Source organism: Curtobacterium sp. TXMA1 (assembly GCF_020162095.1).
Lineage (GTDB): Bacteria > Actinomycetota > Actinomycetes > Actinomycetales > Microbacteriaceae > Curtobacterium.
On sequence record NZ_CP083910.1, the window covers coordinates 1,659,499 to 1,681,904 of the forward strand.

Sequence of the window (22,406 nt, forward strand, 5' to 3'; positions counted from 1 at the left end):
TGTTCCCGTCCGCAGCGGGAACGATCCGGGCGCCCCTGGCGCCCGTTCCACCTGTCGCAGACCATGAGAACCCACGGAGCGGCACCCCGGCGATCTCCAGAACGAGGGACAGGCGTCGACCCACCGGACGGAGCCGCTCTCGCTGTCGCGTACCGTTGTGCGGTGACCGAAACCGCAGCTGCACTCGTCGAACGCCTGACCGCCATCGTCCCGGACTTCCCGAAGCCGGGCATCCTGTTCCGCGACGTGACGCCGGTGTTCTCCGACCCGGTGGCGTTCGGACGCGTGTGCGAGGCCCTCGCCGCACCCTTCGCCGTCGGCGCGGGCTTCCAGGCGGTCGCCGGCATCGAGGCCCGCGGCTTCGCCCTCGCCGGCGGCATCGCGGCGCAGCACCAGGTCGGCGTGCTGACCGTCCGGAAGGCCGGCAAGCTCCCCGGCGAGGTCCTCAGCGAGCAGTACGCACTGGAGTACGGCGAGGCCGAGCTCGAGCTCCGCCCGGGTCAGCTCCCGCAGGGCACACGGGTGCTCGTCGTCGACGACGTCCTCGCGACCGGCGGCACCGCGGCGGCGACCATCACCCTGCTCGAACGCGCCGGCTACGAGGCGATCGGCTTCGCCTCGCTCCTCGAGCTCGACGGACTCTCGGGCCGGGAGCGTCTCGAGCCGCGTCTGCCCGTCACGACGCTCGGCCGCGTCCCCGCCTGAACCGCCGCGGCCGCGCACTAGTCTTGTCCCACCCCTGAACCAACCGAGGAGCACCACGATCGTGACCGACGCAGTCGCACCCGAGCCCGCAGACCTGCCCCAGGCACCCGAGCCCCGCACCGCGACGACGGCCACGACGGGCACCGAGCTCTTCGACGGCGAGCGCGGTGTCGTCGCCATCCGCGTCGACGGCGTCCTCAAGGACCTCGACGCGACGGTGCAGGACGGCGAGACCGCCGAGGCCGTGACGCTGCAGGAGCAGGACGGCCTCGACATCCTCCGGCACTCCGCCGCGCACGTGCTCGCCCAGGCCGTCCAGCAGATCAACCCGGACGCGAAGCTCGGCATCGGTCCGCCCGTCACCGACGGCTTCTACTACGACTTCGACGTCGCCGAGCCGTTCACGCCCGAGGACCTCAAGGCGATCGAGAAGGGCATGGACCGGATCATCCGCCAGGCCCAGCGCTTCCGTCGTGTCGTCGTGAGCGACGAGGAAGCCCGCGAGCGCATGGCGGGGGAGCCCTTCAAGCAGGAGCTCATCGGGCTCAAGGGCGCAGCGGACGAGGGCGACTCCGGCGAGAGCGTCGAGGTCGGTGCCGGCGAGCTGACGGTCTACGAGAACGTCGACCCGAAGTCGGGCGAGGTCGTCTGGCAGGACCTCTGCCGCGGCCCGCACGTCCCGCACACCCGCTGGATCGGCAACGCGTCGAAGCTCATGCGCGTGGCGGCCGCCTACTGGCGCGGCTCCGAGAAGAACCCGCAGCTCCAGCGCATCTACGGCACCGCGTGGCCGGACAAGGAGCAGCTCAAGGCGTACCAGCTCCGCCTGGAGGAGGCAGCGAAGCGCGACCACCGCAAGCTCGGCGCCGAACTCGACCTGTTCTCGTTCCCCGACGAGATCGGTTCGGGCCTGGCGATCTTCCACCCGAAGGGCGGCATCGTCCGCCGCGAGATGGAGGACTACTCGCGCCGTCGGCACGAGCAGGAGGGCTACTCCTTCGTCTACACGCCGCACATCACCAAGGGCGACCTGTTCGAGCAGTCCGGGCACCTCGGCTGGTACAAGGACGGCATGTTCCCGGCCATGCACATGGACGAGGCACGCGACGAGGACGGCAACGTCACCCGGCAGGGGGCGGACTACTACCTCAAGCCGATGAACTGCCCGATGCACATCCTGGCGTACCGCTCGCAGGCCCGGTCCTACCGCGACCTGCCGCTGCGGATGTTCGAGTTCGGCACCGTCTACCGCAACGAGAAGTCCGGCGTCATCCACGGCCTGACCCGGGTGCGCGGCATGACCCAGGACGACGCCCACATCTTCACCACGCAGGAGAAGATGAAGGAGGAGCTCACCACGACGCTCGAGTTCGTGCTCTCGCTGCTCCGCGACTACGGTCTCGACGACTTCTACCTCGAGCTCTCGACGAAGGACCCCGAGAAGTACGTCGGCGACGACGAGGTCTGGGAGGTCGCGACGAACACCCTCCGCGAGGTCGCCGAGGAGTCGGGCCTCGAGCTCGTCCCGGACCCCGCCGGAGCAGCGTTCTACGGCCCGAAGATCTCCGTGCAGGCCCGCGACGCCATCGGCCGCACCTGGCAGATGTCGACCGTGCAGCTCGACTTCAACCTGCCGGAGCGCTTCGGCCTCGAGTACGCCGCGGCCGACGGCACCCGTCAGCGCCCGGTGATGATCCACCGTGCCCTGTTCGGCTCGATCGAGCGCTTCTTCGGCGTGCTGACCGAGCACTACGCCGGGGCGTTCCCGGCGTGGCTCGCACCGGTCCAGGTCGTCGCGATCCCCGTCGCGGCCGAGTACGGCGACTACCTCGACGAGGTCGTCGCGAAGCTCCGGTCGCACGGCGTCCGTGCCGAGGTCGACCACTCGGACGACCGCATGCAGAAGAAGATCCGCACGCACACCAAGGCGAAGGTGCCGTTCCAGCTCATCGCCGGTGGCGACGACCGCGACGCCGGGGCGGTCTCGTTCCGCTTCCGCGACGGTCGTCAGGACAACGGTGTGCCGGTGGACGAGGCCGTCGAGCGCATCCTCACCGCGATCCGCGACCGCGCGCAGGTCTGATGGACGCGGAGCAGCCGGGAGGCACGCCGTCGGTGCCCGGGACCGGTCACGTCGACGACGTGGTCGGTCCCGACCCGCTGGTGATCCGCGACGCCGCCACCGGCGCTGCGGTCCCCGACGCCTTCCAGCGGCTCTGGAACCCGCACCGGATGGCGTACATCGACGCCGGGCGCGAGGGGAAGGGGCGCGGGCACGAGGACGACTGCCCGTTCTGCGAGGCACCGCAGAAGTCCGACGAGGACGCCCTCATCGTCGCCCGCGGCGAGCACGCCTACGTGCTGCTGAACCTGTACCCGTACAACAACGGCCACCTGCTCGTCTGCCCGTACCGCCACGTCCCGCTCTACGACGAGGCCACCGCGGACGAGACCCACGAGATGGCCGAGCTCACGCAGACCGCGATGCGCGTCCTGCGTGCGGTGTCGCACTGCGACGGCTTCAACATCGGGATGAACCAGGGCGAGATCGCCGGTGCCGGCGTGGCCGCGCACCTGCACCAGCACATCGTCCCGCGGTGGGCGTCGGACTCGAACTTCTTCCCGATCATCGCCCGCACGAAGTCGATGTCCCAGCTGCTCGGTGACACCCGCCGACTCGTCGCCGAAGGCTGGCCCGCTGCGGACTAGACTGGCGGCATCATGAGCGACAGCACCAGCACCTCGGGCACCAACGGCACCTCGATCACCGGCTCCGACCGCGTCAAGCGCGGCCTCGCCGAGATGCTCAAGGGTGGCGTGATCATGGACGTCATCGACGCCGAGCAGGCCCGCATCGCGGAAGAGGCCGGCGCGACCGCCGTCATGGCCCTCGAGCGCGTCCCCGCCGACATCCGTGCGCAGGGCGGCGTCGCCCGCATGTCCGACCCGTCGATGATCGAGGAGATCATCGCCGCGGTCTCGATCCCCGTCATGGCGAAGGCCCGTATCGGCCACTTCGTCGAGGCGCAGGTGCTCCAGGAGCTCGGCGTCGACTACATCGACGAGTCCGAGGTCCTGTCGCCCGCCGACTACGTGAACCACATCGACAAGTGGAACTTCACCACGCCCTTCGTCTGCGGTGCCACGAACCTGGGCGAGGCCCTGCGTCGCATCACCGAGGGCGCCGCCATGATCCGCTCCAAGGGCGAGGCCGGCACCGGTGACGTGTCCGAGGCCACGAAGCACATCCGCACCATCTCGAAGGAGATCGCGGCGCTCCGCTACCTCAAGGAGGACGAGCTCTACGTCGCCGCGAAGGAGCTCCAGGCGCCGTTCGACGTCGTGAAGGAGGTCGCACAGACCGGCAAGCTCCCGGTCGTGCTCTTCACCGCGGGTGGTGTCGCGACCCCGGCCGACGCCGCGATGATGATGCAGCTCGGTGCGGACGGCGTGTTCGTCGGCTCCGGCATCTTCAAGTCGGGCGACCCGGCGAAGCGTGCCGCGGCGATCGTCAAGGCCGTCACCTTCCACGACGACCCGAAGGTCATCGCCGAGGTCTCGCGCGGCCTGGGCGAGGCCATGGTCGGCATCAACGTCGCCGACGTCCCCGCGCCCCACCGCCTCGCCGAGCGCGGCTGGTGAGCGCCCGACCCCGCATCGGGGTCCTCGCGCTGCAGGGCGACTTCCGTGAGCACATCGCGTCGCTGACGGAGCTCGGTGCCGACGTGGTGCCGCTCCGCCGGCCCGAGGAGATCGACGCGCTCGACGGTGTCGTGATCCCCGGCGGCGAGTCGAGCGTCATGGACAAGCTGTCCCGGACGTTCGGTGTGGCCGAGCCGCTCGGCGCGGCGATCCGTGACGGGCTCCCCGCGTACGGCACCTGCGCCGGGATGATCATGCTGTCCGCCCGGATCGCCGCGGGGATCCCGGGGCAGCAGACACTCGGCGTGCTCGACACCACGGTGCGCCGCAACGCGTTCGGCAGCCAGAACGAGTCCTTCGAGACCGACATCCCGATGCCGGCGCTGGGGGAGGCCCCGTGCACGCGGTGTTCATCCGCGCACCCGTGGTGGAGCAGCACGGCGACGGCGTCGAGGTGCTCGGTGCCCTGGCCGACGGACAGGTCGTCGCGGTGCAGCAGGGCACCGTCCTCGCCAGTGCGTTCCATCCCGAGGTCGCCGGGGAGGACCGTTTCCACCGCCGCTTCCTCGACCTCGTCCGCAGCGCCTGATCCGGCCACGCGCACGGCGCGACCCGCGAGGCGGCGGTGATCCGTGCCTCCCGGCCGGTAGACTGGTGCGGATCTTCCGCTAGACGCAAGGAGCACCGTGTCCGGGCATTCCAAGTGGGCAACGACCAAGCACAAGAAGGCGGTCATCGACCAGCGCCGTGCGAAGTCGTTCGCCAAGCTCATCAAGAACATCGAGGTCGCCGCGAAGATGGGCGGCGCGGACCTGTCGGGCAACCCGACGCTGGTCGACGCCGTGCAGAAGGCCAAGAAGACCTCGGTGCCGAACGACAACATCGACCGCGCCATCAAGCGCGGTGCCGGCCTGACCGGTGAGTCGATCGAGTACACGACGATCATGTACGAGGGCTACGGCCCGAACGGCGTCGCGATGCTCGTCGAGTGCCTCACGGACAACAAGAACCGTGCCGCGGCCGAGGTCCGGACGGCGATGTCCCGCAACGGCGGCACCATGGCCGACCCGGGCAGCGTGGCCTACAACTTCTCCCGCAAGGGCGTCATCTCGGTCACGAAGACCGACGGCCTCGACGAGGACACCGTCATGACGGCCGTGCTCGACGCTGGTGTCGAGGACGTCATCGACCAGGGCGGCGGCTTCGAGGTCATCACCGAGGCGACCGACCTCGTCGCGGCCCGCACCGCACTGCAGGACGCCGGGATCGACTACGACTCCGCCGACGCCGAGTTCGTGCCCGGCGTGAAGGTCCCGGTCGACGCCGAGACGGCGCGCAAGGTCTTCAAGCTGATCGACGCGCTCGAGGACAGCGACGACGTGCAGAACGTCTACGCCAACTTCGACATCCCCGCGGACGTCCAGGCCGAGCTCGACGAGGACGAGGACTAGTCCGGTGCTCCGCGTGCTCGGGGTCGACCCCGGGCTCACCCGGTGCGGTGTCGGTGTGGTCGAGGTCACTCCGAACCGGCGCGCACGGCTCGTCCACGTGACGGTCGTGCGCACGCCGGCGGACATGGCGCTGGAGCAGCGACTCCTGCGCATCGCTGACGGGATCGCCGCCGAGATCGACGACCACCGCCCCGATGCGGTGGCCGTCGAGCGCGTCTTCGCGCAGGCGAACGTCCGGACGGTCATGGGCACCGCACAGGCGGCGGGGCTGGCCCTGCACGCGGCGGCCGCCCGCGGCCTGCCGGTCGGACTGCACACGCCGTCAGAGGTCAAGGCCGCCGTCACCGGCTACGGCAACGCCGACAAACGCCAGGTGCAGACGATGATCGCGCGGGTGCTCGGTCTCGACGAGGCGCCGAAGCCCGCCGACGCCGCCGACGCGCTCGCGCTGGCGGTCTGCCATGCCTGGAGGCTCGGATCACCCGACCGCGTCGGTCCCGGCCCGTCGACGCTCACGCCGGCGCAACGGGCCTGGCGGGACGCGCAGGCCGGGGCCGCGGACTCGCCGCTGGCGCGCGCGGCGGCCGCGGCGTCGCGCCCGGGTGCCGGTGGCGCCGCCGCGGCCCGTCTGGGTGCCGCTGCAGCCGCGCGGCGGTCCGGCTCCGTCGGTGGGCGGCCCTAGGCTCGTGGGCATGATCGCGAGCCTCCGGGGAACCTGCATCGACGTCTCCGGATCGGCCGTCGTGGTCGAGGTCGGGGGAGTGGGGTACGCCGTCACGGTGACGCCCGCGCACGCCCTGACCATGCGCCACGGCTCCGAGGTGTTCCTGCGCACGGCGATGATCGTGCGCGAGGACGAGCACCTGCTCTTCGGGTTCGAGTCGACCGACGCCCTCCAGGTGTTCGACCTGCTCCGCAGCGTGTCCGGCGTCGGGCCGAAGTCGGCGCTCGGCGTCCTCGCCCACATGGACCCGGCGCAGATCGCGAACGCCGTCGCGAGCGAGGACGACGCGGCCTTCCGCAAGGTGTCCGGCATCGGCCCGAAGACCGCGAAGCTCATCACGGTCGCCCTGTCCGGCAAGCTCGTCGCGTTCGAGCAGGCCCCGACGACCGTGGTCGGCTCGGGCACGGCTGCGCACCGCGCGGCGGTCGACGTCGTCTCGGCGCTCGTCGGGCTCGGTTGGCGCGACGACGCTGCGCAGTCCGCGGTCGACGCCGTCGTGGCGAACGACCCGGGCGCCGCGGCCATGGGCACGCAGGCGCTGCTCCGCGCCGCGCTCGGCACACTCCGTCCCGCCGGGGCCGGCCGGTGAGCGGCATCACCTCGGCCGGCGCCGAGTCGCAGGAAGAACTGGCCTTCGAGGGCGCGCTGCGTCCGAAGTCGCTCGACGAGTTCGTCGGCCAGCGCAAGGTCCGCGGCCAGCTCGACCTGCTCCTCAAGGCCGCGGCGCTGCAGGAGCGCACGCCCGACCACATCCTGATGGCCGGCCCGCCGGGCCTCGGCAAGACCACCCTCGCGATGATCGTCGCGCACGAGTCCGGTCGTCCGCTCCGGATGTCGAGCGGCCCCGCCATCCAGCACGCCGGTGACCTGGCCGCGGTGCTGTCCTCGCTGGTGCCGGGCGAGGTCCTGTTCATCGACGAGATCCACCGCATGGCACGCTCGGCGGAGGAGATGCTCTACCTGGCGATGGAGGACTTCCGCATCGACGTCATGGTCGGCAAGGGTGCCGGCGCGACGAGCATCCCGCTCGACCTCGCACCGTTCACCCTGGTCGGAGCGACGACCCGCGCGGGCCTCCTGCCGAACCCGCTGCGCGACCGGTTCGGCTTCACGGCCCACCTCGAGTTCTACGAGAAGGACGAGCTCGAACAGGTCCTCATCCGCGCGGCGCACCTGCTCGAGCTGTCGATTGACCGGTCGGCGCTGCGCGAGATCGCCGGGCGCTCCCGCGGTACCCCGCGCATCGCGAACCGCCTGCTGCGCCGGGTCCGCGACTACGCCCTCGTGCACCGCACCTCGGACGGCATGGCCGCGGTGCAGGGTGCGCTCGACCTGTACGACGTCGACGAGCTCGGGCTCGACCGGCTCGACCGCGCCGTGGTCGAGACGATGCTCACGCGGTTCGACGGCGGTCCGGTCGGCCTGAACACCCTCGCGGTGTCCGTGGGCGAGGAGTCCGAGACGATCGAGTCGGTGGTGGAACCGTTCCTGGTCCGCGTCGGACTCGTCACCCGGACGCCCCGAGGGCGGATCGCGACGCCGCAGGCCTGGCGGCACTTCGGGCTCACCCCGGGCGAAGGTGTCGGCGGGCAGCCCGGCCTGTTCGACGACTGATGTCACATGCAGTATTCTGAGTGACCGACAGTACCATCGAGGGACCACGCTCAGGTGGCTGCCCGATCACGGACACGCCCGTGCCCTAGACTGCTACGGCCCGAAGCCGAGCAACGACCGCTCCGGCTGGATCCGAGCAACCAGAGAAGGCAACGCCCCATGGACCAATCACTCTTCCTCATCGTCATCATCGTCGCGTTCGCCGCCTTCATGTTCTACAGCAGCCGCAAGCGCAAGAAGCAGCAGGCGGAGCTGCAGACGAAGATGGTGCCGGGCGCGCGCGTCATGCTGTCGTTCGGTCTGTACGGCACGCTGCTCTCGGTCGACGACGAGAAGGTCACCGCTGACGTCGAGATCGCTCCGGGCACGGTGGTCACCGTCCACCGCCAGACGCTCTCGCGCGTCGTGGACGACAACGGGTCCGACGTCGAGACGACGGTCGTCGCCGAGGACGAGGCTGCGGCGCCGAAGCCGGTCGCCGAGCTCAACGGGGAGCCGGTCTACGGCGAGCGGGTCGACGAGACCGACCCGAACAAGCGCAAGACCGAAGACTGACGCCCTCGGTCGCCGGGTCAGCAGACCCGGCGACCCCACCGCCGCCGGCCGCGTCGCCGTCGGTCCTGAACAGAAAGACGAGACGACCGGTGGCACGATCGACACCCGTCAAGAAGGCGCTGCGCTCGCTCACCTGGTTGGTGATCATCATGGCGGCCCTGGCCGGCCTGAACACCGCTGCGTCGGTGCTCGCGGCCAACAGCAAGGACGACACGAACGAGTGGTTCGCCGGTGCGAGCTGGGTGCCGGAGCTGGCACTCGACCTGCAGGGCGGCACGCAGCTCACCCTCGCCGCACAGAACACCGAGGGCGGTTCCGTCACCTCGCAGCAGTTGAACCAGGCGGTCAACATCATCCGCCAGCGCATCAACGCCACGGGCGTCTCCGAGTCGCAGATCAACACGCAGGGCACGAACAACATCGTCGTGTCCATCCCGGGCAAGCCGGACAAGGCGACGATCGACCGCATCGAGGCGGCCGCCAAGCTCACCTTCCGACCGGTGCTGTACACCGAGGCCGCGACGAACACGGCCGTCGGCGGTGACGGAGCGACCGCGTCGCCCACGCCGTACTCGCCGCCCGCGTCGCTCGAGGCGACCCCGAGCACGAAGCCGACGAACGGCAGTGACCTGTCGCAGGTCACGCCGGCGCTGCAGGACCTGTACACGAACTACAACTGCGCGGCCCCGGACGACGTCACCACGGCGCCCGACGACGAGCCGCTCGTCACGTGCGACCAGGACGGTACCGCCAAGTACATCCTCGGCCCCGTCGAGGTCTCCGGCTCCGGCATCAGCAACGCGACCTCGGGTCTCGCCACGGACTCGCAGGGTGCGACCACCGGGCAGTGGGCCGTCAACCTGACGTTCTCGGGCAAGAGCTCGGAGGACTTCCGCGACGTCACGAGCCGGCTCGTCAAGCTCCCCTCGCCGCAGAACCAGTTCGCGATCGTGCTCGACGGCACCGTCATCACGGCGCCCGCCTCGAACGCCGCGATCACGAACGGCAAGGCCCAGATCACCGGCAACTTCACCGCCGAGTCGTCGAAGACCCTGGCGGACCAGCTGAAGTACGGCGCGCTGCCGATCAACTTCCAGGTGCAGTCGAACGAGAACATCTCAGCGACCCTCGGTACCGCGCAGCTCGTCGGCGGTCTCGTCGCCGGCCTGATCGGCCTGATCCTCGTCGTGATCTACTCGATCATCCAGTACCGGGCGCTGGCCTTCGTCACCGTGCTGTCGCTCGGCGTCGCGGCGGTCCTGACCTACCTGGTGATCGCGATCATGTCGTGGCGGGTCGACTACCGCCTGTCGCTCGCGGGTGTCGCCGGTCTCATCGTGGCCATCGGCATCACCGCGGACTCGTTCATCGTCTACTTCGAGCGCATCCGCGACGAACTCCGGGACGGCCGTGGGCTCGAGAGCGCGGTGGAGTCCGGGTGGAAGCGCGCCCTCCGCACGATCCTGGCGTCCGACTCGATCAACTTCCTCGCGGCGGTCGTGCTCTACATCCTCGCCGTGAGCGACGTGAAGGGCTTCGCGTTCACGCTGCTCCTCACGACCCTGATCGACGTCGTCGTCGTGGTGCTCTTCACCCACCCGATGATGCAGCTCATCGCCCGCAGCCGGTTCTTCGGTGAGGGGCACAGGTTCAGCGGACTCGACCCGTCCGCCCTCGGCGCCGTCTACCGCGGCCGGGCGCAGTTCCGTGCGCCGGTCGTGGACGGCAAGCGCCAGCGCAGCGCGGGTGAGGCCCAGCGCCGCCAGACGATCGCAGAGCGGAAGGCCCAGCAGGCCTCCGGCGACAACGGCTCCACGCCGGACGGGAAGGACGACTGATGGCCAGCTTCAGCCAGTTCGGCAGCGACCTCTACACCGGGAAGCGCTCCTACGACATCGTCGGGCGCCGGAAGACCTGGTACCTCATCGCCCTGATCGCGATCGTGATCTCGCTCGTGGTGCCGTGGCTCCGCGGCGGCTACCACCTCGGCATCGAGTTCACGGGCGGGTCCGAGTTCACGATCTCGAACGCGAAGACCCTCGACCAGTCGATCGCCACGCGGACGGTCGAGTCGGTCGTCCCCGAGGGGATCCCGCGCGTCTCTCAGCTCGGTCAGGACGGCATCCGCGTCCAGACCGAGCAGCTGACGGACCGCGAGACGACCGAGGTGCAGGACGCCCTGGCACAGGCCTACGGCGTGTCCGAGGACCAGGTCGCCTCCACCTACATCGGTGCGACCTGGGGTGCGGACGTCCTCGCGCAGGCGATCCGCGGTCTGGTCATCTTCCTCGCGCTGGCGGCCGTCGTGATGGCCCTCTACTTCCGCACGTGGAAGATGTCGGTGTCCGCGATGGTCGCGCTGCTGCACGACCTGCTCATCACCGCCGGCGTCTACGGCATCGTCGGGCTCGAGGTCACGCCGGCGGCGGTGATCGGCTTCCTCACGATCCTCGGCTACTCGCTGTACGACACCGTCGTGGTGTTCGACAAGGTGCGCGAGAACACCTCGCAGGAGTCGCACCGCACCTTCGTGCAGTCGGTCAACCTCGCGGTCAACCAGACGCTCGTGCGCTCCATCAACACGTCGGTCGTCGCCCTCCTCCCGGTCGCGGCGATCCTCTTCATCGGGTCGTACGTGCTCGGCGCGGGCACGCTGCGGGACATCTCGCTCGCGCTCTTCATCGGCATCATCGTCGGCACCTACTCGACGATCTTCATCGCGTCGCCGATGTACGCGCACCTGCGTGAGAACGAGCCGAAGGTCAAGGAGGCCGACGCGAAGAAGACGCGCGCGGCCGAGAAGCGCCAGCGCGAGGTCGACGCCGCGGCCGAGGTCGTCTGATGGCGGTCGAGGTGCACGACGTCGACATCGCCGAGGCACGTCGGCGGCTCGATGCGGGCGCGCGCCTGTTCGACGTGCGCGAGCAGGGGGAGTGGGACGAGGTGCACGCTCCCGAGGCGACCCTGGTGCCGATGTCCGAGCTCGTCGCGCGCTGGCAGGAGATCGACGGCGGCGACCAGCCCGCGATCGTCGTCTGCCACTCCGGCGCCCGGTCCGCCCGGGTCGTCGCCGCGCTCGAGCAGTCGGGGGTGCCGGCGGTCAACCTGACCGGCGGCATGGTCGCGTGGGAGCAGGCGGGGCAGCCGGTCGTCCGGGCCGCGGGCGGGGACGACGCCCAGGGCGAACCGCGTCACGAGCACTGACCGGACGCGCGTAGGCTTGCCAGATCGTACCCGGACACCGGTCGCAGGAGGCGCATCATGACGGACACCCGTGAGTCCTCGTCCCAGGGTGCGCCCACGCCCAGCGCGAGCCGCCCCGGCTCCGCGCCACGGCCCTCCAGCCCGCTGAACGCGACGACCACGGGCAACCTCGGATCCCTCCGGTCGCTGCTGCCGCGCCTGTTCTCGCGGGCGCAGCCCGCGGGGGCGGTCGACACCCTCATCCGCACCGTCCGGTCGCACCACCCCAAGGCCGACGTGACGCTCATCGAGCGGGCGTACACGGTCGCCGAGCGCGCGCACGACGGGCAGAAGCGGAAGTCGGGCGAGCCCTACATCACGCATCCGGTCGCCGTCGCGCAGATCCTCGCCGACCTGGGGATCGGGCCGATCACGATCGCCGCGGCCCTGCTGCACGACACGGTCGAGGACACCGACTACCAGCTCGACCAGCTCCGCTCCGACTTCGGCGACGAGATCGCGATGCTCGTCGACGGCGTCACCAAGCTCGACAAGGTCAAGTACGGCGACAGCGCGCAGGCCGAGACCGTCCGCAAGATGGTCATCGCGATGTCGAAGGACATCCGCGTCCTCGTCATCAAGCTCGCCGACCGCCTGCACAACGCGCGCACCTGGGGCTTCGTGGAGTCCGCCTCGGCGACGCGCAAGGCCAAGGAGACGCTCGAGATCTACGCGCCGCTGGCGCACCGGCTCGGCATCCAGATGATCAAGCTGGAGCTCGAGGACCTGTCGTTCGCGGTCCTGCACCCGAAGCTCTACGTCGAGATCGACAGCTTGGTCAAGGAGCGGCAGCCGAAGCGCGAGCAGTTCGTGCAGAACGTCATCGGCACGCTCAAGAAGGACCTGAAGGCCGCCAAGGTGCGCGGCGAGGTCATGGGCCGGCCGAAGCAGTACTACTCGATCTACCAGAAGATGATCGTCCGCGGGCGCGAGTTCGACGAGATCTACGACCTGGTCGGCATCCGGGTCCTCGTGCCGACCGTCCGCGACTGCTACGCGATGCTCGGCTCCGTGCACGCGCGGTGGACGCCGTTGCCCGGGCGCTTCAAGGACTACATCGCGACGCCGAAGTTCAACCTGTACCAGTCCCTGCACACCACCGTGCTCGGACCGCAGGGCCGTGCCGTCGAGATCCAGATCCGCACGCACGAGATGCACCAGCGTGCCGAGTTCGGTGTCGCGGCACACTGGAAGTACAAGCAGCGTGCGCAGGGCCGCGACGTGGATGCCTCGTCGACCACCGACGACCAGGACATGGCGTGGCTCGCCCACATCACCGACTGGCAGGCCGAGACGAGCGACCCGGGCGAGTTCCTCGACTCGCTGCGCTACGAGATCGGCGCGAAGGAGACCTACGTCTTCACGCCGCAGGGCAAGGTGATCGGTCTGCCCGCCGGCGCCACCCCGGTGGACTTCGCGTACGCGGTGCACACCGAGATCGGGCACCGCACGATGGGTGCCAAGGTGAACGGGCGGCTCGTCCCGCTCGAGAGCACCCTGTCGAGCGGCGACGTCGTCGAGATCTTCACGTCGAAGAACCCGGACTCGGGTCCGAGCCAGGACTGGCTGACCTTCGTGCGGAGCCCCCGGGCGCGCAACAAGATCAAGCAGTGGTTCACCAAGGAACGCCGCGAAGAGGCGATCGAGCAGGGACGCGACGCGATCGCCCGTGCGATGCGCAAGCAGAACCTGCCGTTGCAGCGCATCATGAGCCAGGACTCCATCGCCGAGGTCGCCTCGTCGATGCGGTACGACGACGTCTCCGCGCTGTACGCGGCGGTGGGCGAGGGCCACGTGTCGACGCAGTCCGTCATCGAGAAGGTGCTCGGGAACGTCCAGGCGGAGACCGAGACGGACGAGCCCGAACTCGCCTTCCCACGGCAGGTCACGAGCCGGCAGCTCCGCAACAGCGACAGCGGCGTGCTCGTGCGCGGTGCACCGGACATCCTGGTGAAGCTCGCGAAGTGCTGCACGCCGGTGCCGGGGGACCAGATCGTCGGCTTCATCACCCGCGGGCAGGGCGTCTCCGTCCACCAGGCGTCGTGCACGAACGTGAAGTCGCTGATGAACGAGCCGGACCGGATGATCGAGGTCGAGTGGGCCCCGTCGTCGAAGTCGGTGTTCCTCGTGCAGATCCAGATCGAGGCGCTCGACCGCTCCGGGCTGCTCAGCGACGTCACGCGGGTGCTCACCGACCACCACGTGAACATCCTGTCCGCGACGGTGTCGACGTCGTCCGACCGCCTGGCGCTCAGCCGGTTCGTCTTCGAGATGGGGGACACGACACACCTCGACCGGGTGCTGAACGCCGTGCGGCGCATCGACGCCGTCTACGACGTGTACCGCGTCAGCGCGGGCTGACCTCGGTCGGGGACCGGGTCAGCGCCGGCTGCCCCCGAGCGCCGACCGCCGTCAGCTCGGGCCGACGCCGGCCGGGACCCACCCGGCGGTCACCAGGTCGAGTCGCCGTGCCGCCTGGCGCACCATCGGGATCGTCCCGAGCGCGTCGAGTCGGCGGCGCACGTCGGCCGTCGAGACCGCCCCGATGGCGAGGAGCCCACGAAGGGCGTCGCGGGCGGTCGCATCGAAGGGCCCCGGCGCGCGGAGCAGGTCCACCGCCGTCCGGTCCGGCGTGGTGAGGCGGGCCCGCCCCAGGCGCACTGTGTCGTCGACGGGGAGGCGTACCTCGCGGAGCCGGACGTCCGGATCGACGCGCAGGCGGACGGTCGGCGGCACGCTCACCTCGATCGGCGACGGTGGCCGCGAGGTGGCGCCCCAGATCCAGGCGGCGGACCGACCGCTGGCCACCAGCCGGACGTCGGGCACGCGCCACGCGTGCGCGGCGGCGCGCAGCCCGGGCGTCTGCGGCTCTGCCGGGGAGGCCCAGCACCACCCGACGGGGACGAGCTCGCCCGCCAGCACGGCGGCCCGGAGCTCCGCCTCCGGCCAGTCGTCGCTGGTCAGCAGGCGGGGCGTCGGCACCCGCTCATCCTGCCGGACGGACGGTGGTCGCGGTCAGCCCTGTGGAGAGCACCGCGCCGCGTGCCAGGGTCAGCGCAGCACGTCGGCGCGGTGCACCAGCGCTGCGGCCCCGATGAGCGGTCCGTCCTGGGACAGCCCGGTGGGGACGATCCGCACCTTCGTGACGAAGCCGAACTCGACCCGCTCGGCGACGGCCTCGCGGGCGTACTCGAACAGGTCGGGCGTGACGTGCGAGAACCCGCCGCCGATCGCCACGACCTCGAGGTCCACCAGGCTCGTGGCCGCCGCGATCGCCTGCCCCAGCGCGCGACCGCTCCGTCGGACCGCGGCCACCGCGATCTCGTCACCGGCGGCGTAGGCCGCGGAGAGCTCCTCGCCGGTGCTCCCGGCGAAGCCCTGCCGCTGTGCCCAGGCGACGGTCTTCGGCCCGCTGGCCACCGCCTCGAGGCACCCGGTCCCGCCGCAGGCACACGGATCATCGAACCCACCGCACTCGACGTGGCCGATGTGGCCCGCGTTGCCGGTCGGACCGCTGACGGTGCGCCCGTGCAGGATCAGCCCGCCGCCGACGCCGGTGGACACGATCATGCCCATGACGTGGTCCGACCCCTGTGCTGCGCCGACCCAGTGCTCGGCCAAGGTGATCGCGAGACCGTCCATGCGGAGCGTGACCGGGATGCCCTCGGGGACGAGGGCCGCGATGGCGTCGCGGAGCGGCCACCCGCGCCACACCGGCATGTTGAGGGGGGAGACGAGCCCGTGCTCCTCGTCGACCGGTCCGGCGGCACCGACGCCCACCCCGACGAGCCGTGCGTCCGTCGGCAGGGTCGCGAGCGTCGCCGTCACGACCTGGTCGACCGCCGCCTGCAGCTCCTCCGCGCTCCGCAGGGGCCCGGTCGGCTGGCGGTGCCGGGTCCCCGGCAGGACGACGCCCTGGTCGGAGACGAGGGCCGCCTCGACCTTGGTACCGCCGAGATCGACGGCCAGCGCGATCGCGGGCGAGGGGGACTGGGCTGCGGTGCTGGACATGCGCGCTCCGATGCGGCGGTCTGGAGGCTCGGCTCGCCGTGTCGACGCGACCTCGCGTCCGTGCGAGCCGGCCCGGGCGGTGTGGTCGGGTCGGGTGGTGTCGGTCCGGCCGCGGCCGGTCCGGGTGGTGCAGTTCGGGTGGTGCCGTCCGGGGGAGTGGACGGCGGGGTCGTCAGGAGGAGGCGTCAGTAGGAGGAGGTGTCGTCGCCGAGTGCCGACGCGGAGCCCGTGGCAGCGCGGTGCGCGACCTCGTCGAGGATGCGTGCCGAGGCGCTCGTGCCGATCCGGTCGGCGCCGGCCTCGACCATCTCGAGCAGCGTGTCGAGACCGCGGACGCCGCCGGACGCCTTGACGCCGGTGTCGGGGCCGACGGTCTCGCGCATCAGCCGGATGTGCTCGGCCGTCGCGCCGCCGCCGGCGAACCCGGTCGAGGTCTTGACGAACGCGGCACCCGCGCGCTGGGCGGCCCGGGACGCGGCGACGATCTCGTCGTCGGTCAGGAACGCGGTCTCGAGGATGACCTTGACGACGGTGTCCCCGGCGGCGTCGACGACCGCGCGGACGTCCTGCTCGACGCGCTCCCAGTCGCCGGACCGTGCCGCGCCGATGTTCTGCACCATGTCGAGCTCGAACGCGCCGTCGGCCAGGGCCTGCAGCGACTCGGCGACCTTGGCGGCGGTGGTGGTGGTGCCGTGCGGGAACCCGATCACGGTGCCGACGCCGACGCCGGTGCCCTGCAGGCGCTCCACGGCGTGCGCGACGTCGCTCGGTCGGACGCAGACGCTGAAGACCCGGTGGGCGGCGGCCTCGTCGAGCTGGGCGTCGACGTCGGCGCGGGTCAGCTCGGGCTTGAGGATCGCGTGGTCGATGAGGGCGCGCACGGCGTCGGCGCCGAGGTCGTGCTGGTCGGCCCGGTGCTGGTGTGCGGGGATCGCTGCGTTGTCCACCCGGAAAGCCTACCCGGAGGCGACGCGCGTACCGTGCCCTGCATGCAGGTCCTCGTCACCGGTGCGACCGGGTACATCGGCGGGCGTCTCGTCCCCCGCCTCCTCGAGGCCGGACACGACGTCCGCGTCTTCGTCCGCACGCCGCGGAAGCTCCAGGACGTCCCCTGGCACGACGACGTCGAGATCGCGGAGGGCGACCTGCAGGACGCCGACGCGGTGCGATCCGCCGTCCAGGACGTCGAGGCCGTCTACTACCTCGCGCACGCCATGGGTGCCGACGGGGACTTCGAGCAGGCCGAACGGGACGCCGTCGAGACGATGGCGCGCGAGGCCCGCGACGCGGATGTCCGCCGGTTCGTGTACCTCGGCGGGCTGCACCCGGACGGTGAGCTGTCGAAGCACCTCCGGAGCCGGAAGGAGGTCGGGGACGTGCTCCTCGCCTCCGGCGTCCCGACCATCGCCTACCAGGCGGGCGTCGTCATCGGGTCGGGGAGCACCTCGTTCGAGATGATCCGGCACGTGACGGACGTGCTGCCCTGGATGCCCGCGCCCCGGTGGGTCCGCAACCGCATCCAGCCGATCGCGGTCCGCGACGTCCTGTACTACCTGGTCGCCGCGCTCGACATCCCCGCCGACGTCAACCGGACGTTCGACATCGGTGGCCCGGACGTCCTGAAGTACGGGCAGATGCTCAACGGCTACGCGGTCGAGGCCAAGCTGCCACAGCGGCGCTTCACCGTGCTGCCCGTGCTGACCCCCGGCCTGTCGGCGCACTGGTTCAACATCGTCACGCCGATCCCGCGGAAGCTCGCGACCCCGATCATCGAGTCGCTCCAGTTCGAGTGCGTGCAGCGCGAGCACGACATCGACGACGTCGTGCCGCGCCCGGAGGGCGGACTGACCTCGTACCGCCGTGCCGTCCGGCTCGCCCTGACGAAGATGCGCAAGGGCGAGGTCGAGACGAGCTGGCGGAGCGCCACGCTCACCGCGACCCCGGCGGACCCGCTGCCGAGCGACCCCGAGTGGGCCGGGCACACCGTCTACGTCGACGATCGGAAGCGCCACTCGAGCGCCAGCGCCGAGGACGTCTGGCGCGTCGTCGAGTCGATCGGCGGCGAGAACGGCTGGTACTCGTTCCCCCTCGCCTGGGTCGCGCGCGGCTGGATGGACAAGGTCGCCGGCGGCGTCGGCCTGAACCGCGGTCGACGCGACCCGCACCGTCTCGAGCAGGGTGACGCGCTCGACTGGTGGCGGGTGGAGCGACTCGAGCGGGGGCGCTACCTGCGGCTGCGCGCGGAGTTCCGGTCACCGGGTCGCGCCTGGCTCGAGATGCGGGTGTCCCCGAGCGACGACGGTGGCAGCGACTACCACCAGCGGGCGATCTACTTCCCGCAGGGGCTTCCCGGACGCCTGTACTGGTACGGCATCCTGCCCTTCCACGGGATCATCTTCCCCGGCATGGTCGAACGGATCACGGCGGCGGCGGAGCGCGAGTCGCAGCACACGGAGTCGACGGGCCGGAACTGGACCCAGCAGAATGGGGCGCAGGAACCGGTCCACGAGGAGGCAGCATGAGCACCGAACACCCCACCGTCCTGTTCCTGGGCGACAGCATCACCGAGCAGGGGTCCTGGGACCAGTGGCTGCCCGGTGAACGCACGAGCAACCAGGGTGTCGGCGGCGACACCACCGACGGCGTGCTCGCACGACTCGACGCGGTGATCGCGGAGCAGCCGGAGGTCATCGTGCTGCTGATCGGCACGAACGACTTCGGCAACCACCGGTCGAGCGTCGAGCACGTGGTCCGCGGGGTCGAGTCGATCCTCGTGACCCTCCGTCGTGAGCTCCCGGGCGTCCGGCTGCTGCTCGTGTCGATCCTGCCCCGCCAGGCCGACTGGTGCGCGAAGATCGAGGAGGCGAACCGGCACCTCCGCCAGTTCGTCGCGACCTGCCACGCCCAGTACCTCGACCTCTGGCCCGCGCTGGCCGAGGACGACCACCTGGCCGAGCGCTTCACCGAGGACGGCCTGCACCTGAACGCCGACGGCTACCGTGCCGTCGTGGACGAGCTCGTCCCGGCGCTCGAGCGCGTCCGCGGCCTCCCGCCGATGTCCCGTCCGATCCAGGCCATCGACCTCGAGGAGGCCGGCGCCTGATGGCACGGAAGGGTCGGCCCCCGGCGGGATCGTCGCTGCAGGGCGTCCCCACGGGCCGGCAGCCCGAACGCCGTCCGGAGGCCGCGCGACCTGCGGTCGACGGCACGCCGCCCTTCACCCGCCCCGCCCTCGCGCCCGGCCTGCTCGCGGCCGTGGTGCTCATCGCGTTCGTGGCCGTCATCGACTCCTCCGGCTTCGTGTTCGTCCGGTGGGGCGTGACGGTGCTCGCCCTCATCGTGCTCGTCTTCGCGTTCCGCGGCCGCGCCTGGTGGGCGGTGGCCCTCACCGCCGCGATCGCGGTGTGCTGGAACCCGGTCGTCCTCGTGCCGATCCCCGGGCAGGTGTGGGCGGGTCTGCAGCTCGTCGCGGCGGCCGCGTTCATCGTGGTGGGGATCACGGTCAAGGTGCCGCGTGGGACGGACGCGGGGCGCGCCTCCCGTCCGTCCGCCTGACTCGACCGGTACCGACGCGACCTGCACCGGGCGGCCGCGGGTACCGCCGCGCGCTCCCGTCCCGTCGCCGGACGGTAGGATCACAGGAGTCGGGCACAGGGCCCGGACCACGCGATGCGAAGGGCATGGATGAGCCACGAGACCGAGCCGGCGACCGAGAGTCCTCTGCTGAACCCTCGACCGTCCTCCGGCGGTCTCGACCGACCTGACGTCGTCGTCCGCAAGGGACGCCTGACCCTGGTCAACGGGCACCTGACGCCCCAGCAGTCGATGATCGAGGACCTGTTGTTCCTCGACGACGCACTCACCGCCGGTGACGTCGACCACCTGCTCATCCGCGGCAACGACCGACGGCCGGTGATCGCCGTCGACGAGCGCGACCGGCAGCGCGCCGAGAGCGCGATCATGGCCGCCGCAGCCAACGAGCCGTTCTACGCGAAGCCGCCGGGGGAGCCCGCCGTGCTCGTCCTCGACGACGGCCTCGGATCGGTCGACGAGCCGGTGCTGCGGGTCTTCCGGCCGCGGCTCGAGCCCATGGGGCGCCTCCGCTACGGCGCGGAGACGAGCGTCCAGCTCGAGTTCTGGCGTGTCACCGACACCGAGGTGCTCGCACCCGTCGAGAACGCCCTGATGCGTCGCAGCCTGCCGATCGACGAGTTCGTGCTCGTGGACATCGAGCGCTACGGCCGCACCTGGCGGACGGTGGAGCACATGTTCGACGACCACGTCTCGGACATCCGTTTCCCGATCGACATCGTCTTCTCGTGGGTCGACGGCAACGCGATCGAGTACCAGCGTGCCCGCCAGGCCGCCCAGGCGAACGCCGTGCTGGGGGAGGGGGACGACGCACCCGCACGCTTCCGGCAGATCGACGAGCTCAAGTACGCGCTGCGCTCGGTGCACACCTTCGCGCCGTGGATCCGGCAGATCTACATCGCCACCGACTCCCCGGCACCTGCGTGGCTCGCCGATCACCCCAAGGTGCGGATCGTCCGGAGCGAGGAGTTCTTCGCGGACCCCTCGGTGCTCCCGACCCACAACTCGCAGGCCGTCGAGTCCCAGCTGCACCACATCCCGGGCATCAGCGAGCACTTCATCTACTCGAACGACGACATGTTCTTCGGGCGCCTGGTCGAGCCGTCGGTGTTCTTCAGTCCGGGCTCCGTGTCGAAGTTCATCCTCGCGACCACTCGCATCGGCCTCGGCTCGAACAACCCGGCCCGCAGCGGGTTCGAGAACTCCGCCCGGGTGAACCGCCGTCTGCTGCAGCAGCGCTTCGGAGCGGTGACGACCCGGCACCTCGAGCACGCGCCCACACCGTTGCGCGCCTCGATCATGACCGAGATGGAGCACGAGTTCGCGGCCGAGTTCCGCGCCACAGCCGCCTCGCGGTTCCGGGCGGCGGAGAACATCTCGGTGACGAACTCGCTGTACCACTACTACGCGCTGCTCACCGGTCGGGCGATCGTGCAGGAGAACGCTCCGGTACGGTACGTCGACACGACGATGCAGTCCGGGCTCAAGGCACTCGACGAGCTGCTCAAGAAGCGCAACGTCGACTTCTTCTGTCTTAACGACGGGAGCTTCCCGGAGGTCTCGGACGAGGAGCGCACCCGGCGCGTGACGGACTTCCTCGAGAAGTACTTCCCGTTCCCGGCGCCGTGGGAGAAGCCCGGCGCCTAGGACCCGCCGGCCGTCCTGCCTCGTCGCTGCAGACGGGCCGCCGCTGCGGCGCCGCTGCGGTTCGGCCATCCCTGCGGGTTCTGGTCGCACGACCTGCCGCTCACCTTCGAGTCCGGCGGCACGTCGTGCGACCAGAACGACAGCGGGCGGCACGTCGCGCGACCAGAACGACCGCGGGCGGCACGTCGTGCGACCAGGAGCGCACGCCGGTGCTCCAGCCCGCCGGGGGCGGTCGGCGCCTCAGCGGCGGATCGGTGAGGTGGGCACCGTGTCCAGGGTGAACACCGGGATGCTCGCTGTCACCGGGGCGGGCTCGACCGCAGGAGCGATCGTGACCCCCGCGGCGGCGAGCCGTGCCTCGGTCTGCTCCGACGACACGGGCTCACCGACCGTCGAGTAGTGCCCGATCGGCACGACCGAGTGCACGACGTTGTTGCCGTAGACGTGCACGAGGTTGAACGACTGCGCGCCGTCCTGCCCGCGGGTCCCACCCTGGTACTCCGTGAGGTCCTGGGTGTAGCACGTCGCGCTCGCCACCGACACGGGCACGCCGGCGAACACGGCGCTCGTGGAGTAGTGCAGGTGTCCGGCGATGATCGAGATGACGTCGGACCCCTCCACCACCTCGGCAAGGGCTGCCTGATCGCGGAGCTCGACGAGGACGGCGAGGTCCTGCACGCTCGGGACCGGCGGGTGGTGCATCGCGAGGATGGTCCCGTGCGGCGCCGCCTCGGACAGGACCTCGGCCAGCCAGTCGAGCTGCGCGGGGGAGACCTCCCCGTGGTGCGCCCCGGGCACGCTGGTGTCCAACGTGATGACGCGCAGGCCGTTCACGTCGTAGACGAAGTCGACCGGGCGGTTGGTCGGCTGGAGCCCGAAGAGCTCCTGGCGGAAGGCTCCGCGCTCGTCGTGGTTGCCCATGGCCCAGATGACCTGTGCGCCGATGCGACGTGCTGCGGGCTCCACGATGTCGCGGATGCGGGCGTAGGCGCCCGGCTCGCCCTTGTCGGCGACGTCGCCGGTGACGACGATGGCCTCCGGGCGGGTGCCGGAGGCCTCGATGTCGGCGATGATCGCCGAGAGTCGTGCTGCGGAGTCGACGTCGCCGTAGAGCGCGCCGTCACCCGCCACGAGGTGGGTGTCGCTGAGGTGGAGGAGGAAGTGGTTCGGCCTGGGGTGTTCGGCCGTCCGGCTGTCCATCGGTCTCTCGTTCCGTTGGCGGA

21 protein-coding genes and 1 pseudogene are annotated in these 22,406 nt (G+C 70.8%); 18 read left to right on the forward strand and 4 right to left on the reverse strand.

Annotation, left to right across the window (positions count from 1 at the left end; all coding sequences use genetic code 11):
* Nucleotides 1-162 precede the first annotated feature (162 nt).
* The 14 genes and pseudogenes from LCG91_RS07905 (at nt 163) to LCG91_RS07970 (ending at nt 14,295) form a co-directional block, all read left to right on the forward strand.
* The gene (locus LCG91_RS07905) at nt 163-705 is read left to right on the forward strand and encodes an adenine phosphoribosyltransferase (protein ID WP_058727872.1); all 543 of its coding nucleotides are present in this window, start codon (nt 163-165) and stop codon (nt 703-705) included.
* A gap of 94 nt (nt 706-799) precedes the next feature.
* Nucleotides 800-2,788 (forward strand): threonine--tRNA ligase, encoded by a 1,989-nt coding sequence (thrS, locus tag LCG91_RS07910; RefSeq protein ID WP_058750180.1) that lies wholly within the window; start codon nt 800-802, stop codon nt 2,786-2,788.
* On the forward strand, nt 2,788-3,414 hold the full coding sequence (locus LCG91_RS07915) for an HIT family protein (RefSeq protein WP_224443059.1): 627 nt from the start codon (nt 2,788-2,790) through the stop codon (nt 3,412-3,414). Before thrS ends, LCG91_RS07915 begins: the two co-directional genes overlap by 1 nt.
* Nucleotides 3,415-3,426: 12 nt before the next feature.
* On the forward strand, nt 3,427-4,347 hold the full coding sequence (gene pdxS / locus LCG91_RS07920) for a pyridoxal 5'-phosphate synthase lyase subunit PdxS (protein WP_058727871.1): 921 nt from the start codon (nt 3,427-3,429) through the stop codon (nt 4,345-4,347).
* Nucleotides 4,344-4,936 (forward strand): annotated as a pseudogene (pdxT, locus tag LCG91_RS07925) (pyridoxal 5'-phosphate synthase glutaminase subunit PdxT). The gene pdxS and the pseudogene pdxT overlap by 4 nt, the downstream one beginning before the upstream one ends.
* Nucleotides 4,937-5,033: 97 nt before the next feature.
* On the forward strand, nt 5,034-5,798 hold the full coding sequence (locus LCG91_RS07930) for a YebC/PmpR family DNA-binding transcriptional regulator (RefSeq protein ID WP_058727869.1): 765 nt from the start codon (nt 5,034-5,036) through the stop codon (nt 5,796-5,798).
* Nucleotides 5,799-5,802: 4 nt separating this feature from the next.
* A complete protein-coding gene (gene ruvC, locus LCG91_RS07935) occupies nt 5,803-6,480 on the forward strand; it encodes a crossover junction endodeoxyribonuclease RuvC (RefSeq protein WP_058727868.1) in 678 nt (225 codons plus the stop codon).
* Nucleotides 6,481-6,490: 10 nt separating this feature from the next.
* Nucleotides 6,491-7,111, forward strand: a complete 621-nt coding sequence (gene ruvA / locus LCG91_RS07940) for a Holliday junction branch migration protein RuvA (RefSeq protein WP_224443060.1) — start codon at nt 6,491-6,493, stop codon at nt 7,109-7,111.
* Nucleotides 7,108-8,136: a Holliday junction branch migration DNA helicase RuvB gene (gene ruvB, locus LCG91_RS07945; protein WP_058727867.1), complete on the forward strand. Its 1,029-nt coding sequence runs from the start codon at nt 7,108-7,110 to the stop codon at nt 8,134-8,136. Before ruvA ends, ruvB begins: the two co-directional genes overlap by 4 nt.
* Before the next feature lie 159 nt (nt 8,137-8,295).
* Nucleotides 8,296-8,691 (forward strand): preprotein translocase subunit YajC, encoded by a 396-nt coding sequence (locus tag LCG91_RS07950; protein ID WP_224443061.1) that lies wholly within the window; start codon nt 8,296-8,298, stop codon nt 8,689-8,691.
* Nucleotides 8,692-8,780: 89 nt separating this feature from the next.
* Nucleotides 8,781-10,529, forward strand: coding sequence for a protein translocase subunit SecD (gene secD, locus LCG91_RS07955; RefSeq protein WP_224443062.1), 1,749 nt, complete (start codon nt 8,781-8,783; stop codon nt 10,527-10,529).
* Nucleotides 10,529-11,533, forward strand: coding sequence for a protein translocase subunit SecF (gene secF, locus LCG91_RS07960; protein ID WP_058750124.1), 1,005 nt, complete (start codon nt 10,529-10,531; stop codon nt 11,531-11,533). The genes secD and secF overlap by 1 nt, the downstream gene beginning before the upstream one ends.
* Nucleotides 11,533-11,895, forward strand: coding sequence for a rhodanese-like domain-containing protein (locus LCG91_RS07965; RefSeq protein WP_058750123.1), 363 nt, complete (start codon nt 11,533-11,535; stop codon nt 11,893-11,895). The genes secF and LCG91_RS07965 overlap by 1 nt, the downstream gene beginning before the upstream one ends.
* 57 nt (nt 11,896-11,952) lie before the next feature.
* Complete coding sequence (locus LCG91_RS07970; RefSeq protein WP_224443063.1) at nt 11,953-14,295, forward strand: RelA/SpoT family protein; 2,343 nt, start codon at nt 11,953-11,955, stop codon at nt 14,293-14,295.
* 51 nt (nt 14,296-14,346) lie between these two features.
* On the opposite strand, the gene LCG91_RS07975 is transcribed toward LCG91_RS07970, so the two are convergent.
* From LCG91_RS07975 to deoC, 3 genes are all read right to left on the reverse strand, one after another.
* Nucleotides 14,347-14,916, reverse strand: coding sequence for a type IV toxin-antitoxin system AbiEi family antitoxin (locus LCG91_RS07975; RefSeq protein ID WP_224443064.1), 570 nt, complete (start codon nt 14,914-14,916; stop codon nt 14,347-14,349).
* 69 nt (nt 14,917-14,985) lie between these two features.
* The gene (locus LCG91_RS07980) at nt 14,986-15,945 is read right to left on the reverse strand and encodes an ROK family protein (protein WP_058750121.1); all 960 of its coding nucleotides are present in this window, start codon (nt 15,943-15,945) and stop codon (nt 14,986-14,988) included.
* Between the two features lie 185 nt (nt 15,946-16,130).
* Nucleotides 16,131-16,892, reverse strand: a complete 762-nt coding sequence (deoC, locus tag LCG91_RS07985; protein ID WP_411955832.1) for a deoxyribose-phosphate aldolase — start codon at nt 16,890-16,892, stop codon at nt 16,131-16,133.
* 42 nt (nt 16,893-16,934) lie between these two features.
* On the opposite strand from deoC, the gene LCG91_RS07990 reads away from it, so the two are divergent.
* The 4 genes from LCG91_RS07990 (at nt 16,935) to LCG91_RS08005 (ending at nt 21,183) form a co-directional block, all read left to right on the forward strand.
* Nucleotides 16,935-18,467 (forward strand): SDR family oxidoreductase, encoded by a 1,533-nt coding sequence (locus LCG91_RS07990; protein WP_224443065.1) that lies wholly within the window; start codon nt 16,935-16,937, stop codon nt 18,465-18,467.
* Nucleotides 18,464-19,048, forward strand: coding sequence for a GDSL-type esterase/lipase family protein (locus LCG91_RS07995; RefSeq protein ID WP_224443066.1), 585 nt, complete (start codon nt 18,464-18,466; stop codon nt 19,046-19,048). Before LCG91_RS07990 ends, LCG91_RS07995 begins: the two co-directional genes overlap by 4 nt.
* Nucleotides 19,048-19,500: a DUF6804 family protein gene (locus tag LCG91_RS08000; protein WP_224443067.1), complete on the forward strand. Its 453-nt coding sequence runs from the start codon at nt 19,048-19,050 to the stop codon at nt 19,498-19,500. The genes LCG91_RS07995 and LCG91_RS08000 overlap by 1 nt, the downstream gene beginning before the upstream one ends.
* Before the next feature lie 129 nt (nt 19,501-19,629).
* Entirely contained in the window at nt 19,630-21,183 is a 1,554-nt protein-coding gene (locus LCG91_RS08005) for a stealth conserved region 3 domain-containing protein (RefSeq protein WP_082688277.1), read from the forward strand.
* Nucleotides 21,184-21,423: 240 nt separating this feature from the next.
* Here the strand turns inward: LCG91_RS08005 and LCG91_RS08010 are convergent, their stop codons facing one another.
* Entirely contained in the window at nt 21,424-22,383 is a 960-nt protein-coding gene (locus tag LCG91_RS08010) for a phosphodiesterase (protein ID WP_224443068.1), read from the reverse strand.
* Between the last annotated feature and the right edge of the window lie 23 nt (nt 22,384-22,406).